This is a genomic window from Myroides odoratimimus (genome assembly GCF_038039805.1).
GTDB lineage: Bacteria > Bacteroidota > Bacteroidia > Flavobacteriales > Flavobacteriaceae > Flavobacterium > Flavobacterium odoratimimum_B.
The window spans coordinates 1-5,030 of sequence record NZ_JBBPHK010000047.1 but is presented as its reverse complement, the minus strand read 5'-3'; the positions used below and the strand labels follow the sequence as shown (position 1 = coordinate 5,030).

Annotated in this window: 4 protein-coding genes; all 4 read left to right on the top strand. The window is 35.0% G+C overall.

Features of this window, described 5'->3' with window-relative positions:
• The coding region (locus AABL85_RS17210; RefSeq protein WP_341311003.1) for a hypothetical protein at positions 1–1,437 on the top strand (1,437 nt) is incomplete at its 5' end.
• Between the two features lie 109 nt (positions 1,438–1,546).
• Positions 1,547–3,598 carry a hypothetical protein gene (locus AABL85_RS17205; protein WP_341311002.1) on the top strand — a complete coding sequence of 684 codons (2,052 nt, stop codon included), beginning with the start codon at positions 1,547–1,549 and terminating at the stop codon, positions 3,596–3,598.
• Position 3,599: 1 nt separating this feature from the next.
• The gene (locus AABL85_RS17200) at positions 3,600–4,880 is read left to right on the top strand and encodes a gliding motility-associated C-terminal domain-containing protein (RefSeq protein ID WP_341311001.1); all 1,281 of its coding nucleotides are present in this window, start codon (positions 3,600–3,602) and stop codon (positions 4,878–4,880) included.
• An 8-nt stretch (positions 4,881–4,888) separates the two neighbouring features.
• A partial coding sequence (locus AABL85_RS17195; protein WP_341311004.1) for a type IX secretion system membrane protein PorP/SprF occupies positions 4,889–5,030 on the top strand: 142 nt, incomplete at its 3' end.

The window sequence follows — 5,030 nt, the reverse complement described above, 5'->3', positions numbered from 1 at the left end:
GCAGGTGGAACTGTAACGGTTAAGAATGGTGAAAAAGGAGCAGATGGAACAGATGGTATTGATGGTAAATCAGTAACAGTAACTCCAAATCCAGATGGGTCAGCTACTATTACAGATGGTGCAGGTGGAACTGTAACGGTTAAGAATGGTGAAAAAGGAGCAGATGGTAAATCAGTAACAGTAACTCCAAATCCAGATGGATCAGCTACTATTACGGATGGCGCAGGTGGAACTGTAACGGTTAAGAATGGTATTGATGGTAAATCAGTAACAGTAACTCCAAATCCAGATGGGTCAGCTACTATTACAGATGGTGCAGGTGGAACTGTAACGGTTAAGAATGGTATTGATGGAAAAGATGGTATTGGAGGTAAAACAATGGCTGGTACAGCTATCACGATTGAAGGGGAAGGTTCTGAAGATAATCCTTATATCGTAAATGCAGATGTATCTAAGCTAATCTTATCAGGAGATGTAACAGGACCAGCAAATGCTAATAAATTGACATCATTAAAAGAAAAACCAGTTAATCAGACAGCTCCAACTACTGAAGGACAGGCATTAGTGTATAATGGAACAGAATGGATAGCAGGAACACCTAGTATAGATGTAACCAATGTATTAAATGCTAAGGATCTTATAGCAGATGATGTAGAACCAACAATAGAAATTGTTTCTGGAGGAGTGAAAGCTGTATTGGTTGAAACGATCCTTAGAGTAAAAGATGAGTCTATTACATCTACTAAAATTAAAGATGGAACAATTCAACCAATTGATATGGCTGATGGAGGAAACAATCAAGTATTGGTGACTGATTCTACTGGAAAACCAAAATGGGAGGATAAATCAAAAGTAGGAGAAGTTATCACAGCTGATAATGGATTAACTAAAGAAGGAACGAATGTTCAGTTAGGAGGTACTCTATTAAAAGCTACTGAGATTGTAACAACAAGTACAAGTACTTTGGCTCTTAAAGGATTAGATAAGAAGAATGTGCAGGATCAGCAAACTCAACACTTATTAGCAGTGGATAATAATGGAGATGTGATTAAAGCTTTAAAAGCTGCAATGCCGAAGTTTTTCTATATGCCATCTGTGATTATTCCAACGAGTTTAGAGCAGATGAATGCTACTGGATCAGGAAGTTTAGCAGGAGATACATTTGATGATAGCTCATTAACTGGTAAAATAGATTTATATGGGCGTTATGTGAAGCAATTCGGAACTCCAGTTACTTCAAACCTTGGTAAGAATACAAGTTTACCAGTATTGCCAAAATCTGAGTTAGATTATTTCATTACATGGGTTGATACTACTGTTTTTGATAGTGTAGCTGTTGATGACGATGGGGTATTAACTTATAAGCTGAAGCAAAATGCAGATGTAACTGTAGGAACATTTATGAATATTGTATTCTCTGTTAGAAATGATAATTAAATACACATTTTTTCTAGGCTTGTCTTTGATTAGATAAGTCTAGAAATAAAATGAATGTTATTTAAAATGTAGAATTATTTTTTAAAATAATTATAAGAATATGAATTGTATGAAATATATAAATAAGTATCTACTTTATCTAGTATTTGTATTTGTAAGTACAACTGTAGGTTATGGTCAATCAACTGTTAATGCCGGAGGAGATGCTACTATCTGTGGAACTACTTATAATCTAAAAGGTACAACAGATGGAGAGACTACAGGATTAACTTGGTCTGTTCTTAATAAACCTTCTGGAGCAACAGATCCAGTGATTAGTAATCCAAGTATTTTAACACCAGGTATTACAGGGATGAATAAACCTGGTGTTTATACTTTTAGGTTAACTAAAGTTACTCAAACAGGATCATCTTACTCAGATGTAAAGATTACTTCCTCTGGAGATGTATCATCGTTTAGTGCAGGAACTGATATTGTTGATGTTTTTGCAAGTGTGGGTAGTGTTAATCTAAATGGGGTAATACCTGAAGGGTTTACTGGAGAGTGGAGGTTTGAGAATATCTATAATAAGGAAAGATATGGTCGAATAAATTCAGAAAATGGACAGCTTAGTAGTACAAATATTGCTAATCCTGTGTTTAGTTTAATTAAAAAAGCAGATCATGATGTAGATCCGGCCTATAGATTTTTCTTTAAAATAACTTCGAAATTTAACCCAAATTGTAGTTATGAAAAATCTGTTGTAGTTAGGTTTATTCCCAATCCTTTTATCAAGGTAAAATCAAAGTCAGGGTGTGGAGATAGTTTGGTAGATGAATATGTTTATCTTGATTTTGAAGCAGGATCTCCAATATTCGGAACAAAACACCCTAATGTATCTGGAAATCCAAGTTTTGGCACAACTGTGTCAATGAATATAATTAGTCAGCCTATTGGAGGTAATCTAACTTTTACAGGTTTTGATACAAAAAATATTGAGTTTAAAACTAGTGCTATAGGAACCTATAAGTTTACTTTAACTGTTAGTAATGCAGCAGGAACCTTTACAACCCCTGAATTAACTTATACAAAAACAGGTATAAAACCTGGTAATTTAAATTTTGTTGATTCAGCTCATCCTGAGCAGAATAGTGGATATTCTTATGGAGGAAGTGCAGGAGAACTTCTTTGTGGTTTTGAAGGAACAAACACACCTGTTGAAGTTTATTTTAAGATTAATGAAAAAGATGATCCAGTAACAACCACAACAACTGCTACGTTTTATGGAGGTTCTTATCCAGGAGAGCAAGTCCCTAGCTTGGTTATATCTGGAGAGGGACAAAGACAAAGAATGTTAAAAGTAACACCTCCAGTTGGTGGGTGGAGAGTTGGTACCTATGCGATTAGTTTTACTATAAGAAATGGTGATTGTGCTTTACCAGGCACTTATTTTATCCATGTATCTGATGGTAATCGAAAAGATATTAAGATAGAGGATGTAACAGTTTGTTATCCAGGATCTGGGACGGTAAATGCAACTATACAATTACCTGAGGTATTCCAAGAGGTAATAAATCCAAATTATCTTGCAGGAAATTATAGTGGTGTATATCATTTTACAGTCGTTTCTAAACCTATGAATTCATCAACACCTGAGTATGAGATAACTGATAATAGGAATCTAAAAAGTACATCAACTATTATTCGTAATCTTGATAAGCCAGGAGAATATGTCTTTAAGGTAAAAGCTCAAGGGTATATAAATAGTGTTGATTGGGTTTTAGAACAGGAATATGCGTGTTCTCAAGCATCTCGAGAGACTACTTTTAAAGTTATAGTCTCTGAACAAATCGGGGCTAATGCAGGGAGTAATCAAGAGGATGTTTTTTGTAGATCTAGAACTGTATTAGTGGCAAATGACCCTGGTTTAGGTCAAGGTAAATGGACAGTAGAGTCTGCCCCTGTAGGTATGATACCTACATTTAGTGATGCCACTAGTCCAAGAACAATTGTTGCAGGTATGGATCTAACAGGGGTTTATGAATTTAAATGGACTATAACTACTGGTGATTGTGAATCTTCTAGTATAGTGAAAGTGATTACTGAACAAGATAGTTGTAAAACACCTCTGATTATTACTAATCCAACCACTACTAACAAAACAATAAGAAGAAAGAAGTAGTATGAAAAAGGAAATAATATTACTAGGAGGACTTTTAATTAGCCTGTCTAGTATCGCACAGAAAGAGAAAAAAGATCAGGTACTAGTTAATCTTGGTCAATTCTCAGTTGCAGAAGGAGGAGTACTTTCGACTATTTACGATTTTACAAATACAGAGTCTGGAGTAATGGAACACAATGGAGATGTTTATTATTACAATAATTTTAATAATGATAATCTTTATTACCACAAGAATAATGCTATTAAATCCAAAGCAGTCTTCACAAAATACGAAGATCAAAAAGGGAAGCAACTTATCTCAGGTAGTAAACCTTCAGATTTTTATCATGTTGTACTAGATAACGCAGAACCTGTAGTAGCTTTTGATTTAAAAAATGAAGCGAATGTACATGGTAGTGTAGATTTTAAAGATGGTATTATTAAGGTCGATTCTTTAAAAGGGATGTTAACCTTCCATCAAGGAGCGAAAGCACTTCACCCAACAGATAAGAGTCACGCAGAAGGTTATGTAGAAAAGATAGGTAATGAGGAGTTCCAATACCCTAAGGGAGATAAAGGACTGTATCGTTATGCTAGAATTACAGCACCAGAGAATGTGAAAGATGCGTATCAAGGAAAGTATAATTTAGACGATAAGAACTTTTTTAGATCACGTCCAGCAAAGACAGGTGTTATAGAACTTATTGATGATCGCGAATACTGGACAGTAGACAAAGGAAGTGATAACAGCAAAGGAGACATCATGCTGACGCTAAGTTGGGATGAGCGTACTACACCAAAAGAGTTATTGGTTAATCCAGAGAAAGATTTACACATTGTACGTTGGGATGCTAAGCAACAACTTTGGGTAGACGAAGGAGGTGTGGTAGATCTAGAGAAAAAAGAGATCACTACACCTACTAGTGTGAAGGGGTATGGATTCTTTACATTAGCTACTGTGAAGACAGATCTAATTTTAGATGGTGATATCGTTATTTATAACCTTGTTTCTCCTGATGGAGACGGTAAGAATGATTACTTTATTATAGATAATATCAACAGATTCCCTAATAACACAGTAGAAATCTATAACCGTTGGGGAGTGAAGGTATTTGATACACATAATTATGACAGTGCAGGTAATGTGTTTAGAGGATACTCTGATGGACGAGTGACCATTAATAAAAATGAGAAACTACCAACAGGAGCATACTTCTATATCGTTACTTATGAATATAAAGATAAGCATGGTTCACGTATGATTAAGAAATCGGGTTATCTACAGTTAGAAAGTAATAAGTAAGAAGAGTTATGAGTATTCAAAAAAATATAAAGAAAATTGGAATCAGTCTATTGCTAATAGGCTGCTTCCAAACTATGCAAGCTCAACAAGATCCGCAGTATACCCAGTATATGTATAATACTAATATGATCAACCCAGCTTATGCAGGGA